Raw genomic sequence first — 1,595 nt, forward strand, 5'->3', positions numbered from 1 at the left:
CTGGCCAGCGGGATCGATGGGCGCACGGGGCAGGTTCCCATGCCCGCCGGGGTTTCCCCGGAAGCGGAGTATCAGCCTCCAGAGGAGTCGCCCGGCGCCATGGGCGGACCTTTGATGGGCGAAGAGGCAGCCAAAGGTGCGGCCATTGCTGCGGCCCGGGCCCACTCGGGAGCGGGGTGTCGGGTCGAGAACGTCCTGACGACCCACGGCGCGTTGGCGGGTCGGGGCGTCTTCAGCCCGTCGTTCAGCGTGGCGGACTCCCGGCAGGTGTACCTGGTCACTGTCAGCGGTCAGTTCGCCTTCAGCGGACGGGCGAGAGAACCTGTCATCCGGGCCGACCTCATCAACGTCGAGGTGGATGCTTCGACCGGCGAGGTCCTGGCGGCGGGCACCTCGAAGAAGACCCAGGACCCTGAGGTATTGGAGGCACTGCGTGCAAGGTGAAGCCCGGGAAGCGGGCCGGAGAGCCCGCGGGAGACTGCGAAGAGGAGGCGGTTCGCCGGTGCCAGGGCGGAGACAGCCGGGCCTTTGAGGGGCTGCACCGCGCGTTGAAGCCGCGGGCGCTGCAGGTCGCCTACCTGATCACCGGTGACCGGGCGAGTGCCGAAGACTGTTTGCAGGAGGCGGCTCTGCGTGCCTGGCGGGCCATAGGCCGTTTCATCCTGGGCCGTCCTTTCCGCCCCTGGTTCCTGAAGTTCGTGGTGAACGAGGCGCTCAAGGCTCGGCGTGACGCTGGTCGCACCGTACCTTTCGATCCGGCCCACCCGGCGGCACCCTGGGCCGGCGGGAGCGGGGGGCGTGCGGTAGGCGGGCAAGAGATGACCTGTCCGGGTCCGGAGGTGGAGGTGGGCCGACTGCAACTGCGGGCGAAAGGATCCAGGCCCTCGATGTGCTGGATGCCAGTCACCGGGCTCCGCTGGTCCTGTTCTACTTCGAGGGTATGAGCGAGGGGGAAGTTGCCCAGGCACTGGGGCTACGGCGGTCCACGGTGAAGTTGCGCCTGCACACCGCCCGGCGACGGGTGGCCGAGCAATTGCAGCGGAAAGGAGTGTACATGGAATGGTGACGAGCGAGGATTGCCGGGGAGACCCCCTGGGAAAGCTCCTGGGCGCGGCCATGGCAGACCTTGCCCGTGACTTGCGGCCGGGGCGGCGCTACGGGCACGCCCATGGCCTGGCCGCCCTGGCCTACGAACCGGCTGTGCTGGCCGGGTTCGATCTCGATGAGCGCCGCACCCAGTCTCACTACCGCGGGGTGTTCCTGAACTCGGAGTGGGCGCTGGGGGCTGCCCGGACGGCCTATCCCGATCTGGCGCCCCGGCTGCACGTAACCGGCTTCCCCCTCGACATCGACGCCCTGAGGGCCTACCGTTCCGCCCGGCGGCGGCCGGGGCTGGTAGTGTTCAATGCGGTTCCAGGTGACCCGAACCAAAGGAGAGTACTATCACCTGCTGGCCCAGGCTTCCGTGGTGGTCACCACGTCGCTGGCGGACACCCTGTCGGTGGGGACGGTGGAGGCCATCGCCATGGGTGTATGCCCCGTGGCGCCCCGGTGGGATCCGTTCCCCGAGTACATGCATGCGGACAACCTCTATC

General features: G+C 68.7%; 3 protein-coding genes. All 3 read left to right on the top strand.

The genetic code is table 11. The features are described 5' to 3' along the window. On the top strand, positions 1-444 hold a 444-nt coding region (locus tag AB1609_23475), incomplete at its 5' end, for a hypothetical protein (GenBank protein MEW6049395.1). Further along, entirely contained in the window at positions 441-944 is a 504-nt protein-coding gene (locus AB1609_23480) for an RNA polymerase sigma factor (protein ID MEW6049396.1), read from the top strand. The genes AB1609_23475 and AB1609_23480, both read left to right, overlap by 4 nt. Then, a complete protein-coding gene (locus AB1609_23485; protein ID MEW6049397.1) occupies positions 875-1,066 on the top strand; it encodes a sigma factor-like helix-turn-helix DNA-binding protein in 192 nt (63 codons plus the stop codon). The genes AB1609_23480 and AB1609_23485 overlap by 70 nt, the downstream gene beginning before the upstream one ends. Positions 1,067-1,595 lie beyond the last annotated feature (529 nt).

The organism is Bacillota bacterium, assembly GCA_040754675.1.
Classification (GTDB): Bacteria; Bacillota; Limnochordia; order Limnochordales; family Geochordaceae; genus Geochorda.